At 46.0% G+C, this 661-nt stretch carries 1 protein-coding gene; it reads left to right on the top strand.

The window, feature by feature from the left end:
• Window positions 1–158: 158 nt before the first annotated feature.
• On the top strand, window positions 159–661 hold a 503-nt coding region (gene dinD / locus ABD481_RS46645; protein ID WP_344672343.1), incomplete at its 3' end, for a DNA damage-inducible protein D.

Genomic DNA, 661 nt, shown 5'->3' with positions numbered 1-661 from the left:
ACGACCGGCATTAAATAGTTAATTAAGCGAATAACTTATAAGGCCCCGATTTTCGGGGCTTTTTTGTGTGCGAGAGCACAATAAACTTCCTTGCTGCAACGGGTGTTTCAGTTTAAAAAACAATCATACTTTGGGACTCACTCAAACAAGGATACGTTATGAACGAACAGCAGCCATTTGAAGCGATTAGAAAGAGCGATGAGGCGGGGCGGGAGTATTGGTCTGCCCGCAACCTTGGTCCCCTGCTTGACTATAAAGAGTGGCGGAATTTTTATAAGGTCATTGCAAAAGCGATAATTTCATGTGAGGCGAGTGGTCATCCCTCGGCAGACCATTTTGTTGAAACCAACAAAATGGTCGAATTAGGTTCTGGCGCCAGCAGGAATCTTGAAGATTTCCACCTCTCACGCTACGCCTGCTATCTGGTAGTGCAAAATGGCGATCCGTCGAAACCGGTGATTGCTGCGGGGCAAACGTACTTTGCCTTGCAAACCCGGCGCCAGGAATTGCAAGATGATCAAATATTTAAGTCTCTACGAGAGGATGAAAAGCGACTGTTCCTGCACAATGAGCTCAAAGAGCATAATAAACATCTGGTTGAAACGGCCCAACGTGCTGGTGTTGAGACGACTCTTGATTTTGCTGTCTTTCAAAACCATGG

Source organism: Catenulispora yoronensis (genome assembly GCF_039531695.1).
Lineage (GTDB): Bacteria > Actinomycetota > Actinomycetes > Streptomycetales > Catenulisporaceae > Catenulispora > Catenulispora yoronensis.
Note: the sequence above shows the minus strand (reverse complement) of the source record. Positions and strands in the feature narration are given on the sequence as shown.